Origin of the sequence: Pseudomonas sp. 2995-1 (genome assembly GCF_002742505.1) — a bacterium.
GTDB lineage: Bacteria > Pseudomonadota > Gammaproteobacteria > Pseudomonadales > Pseudomonadaceae > Aquipseudomonas > Aquipseudomonas sivasensis.
The window spans coordinates 1-229 of the sequence record NZ_LJSA01000026.1; the positions used below are offsets into that span (position 1 = coordinate 1).

Below are 229 nucleotides of genomic sequence, written 5' to 3' on the forward strand. Positions count from 1 at the left end.
TACCAATATCTCCAATACCGTTCCCGTCAACATAAACTGAACCTGAAGGAATCTTTCCTGCTAAAGCACCTTCACTCTTATCAAGCGCTAAAACATCTCCATTATCCATTAAGAAAATATTTTCTTTTGCTACGCCACATTCTTCAGCTAGTTTACCATGCATTTTTTGCATTCGAAACTCACCGTGGATCGGCATAAAATACTTAGGTTTAATTAATCGTAGCATAAG

At 37.1% G+C, this 229-nt stretch carries 1 protein-coding gene; it reads right to left on the reverse strand.

Annotation, left to right across the window (positions count from 1 at the left end):
* Nucleotides 1-229, reverse strand: a 229-nt coding sequence (locus AOA61_RS00090) for an MBL fold metallo-hydrolase RNA specificity domain-containing protein (RefSeq protein ID WP_305886513.1), incomplete at both ends; no start/stop codon positions are given.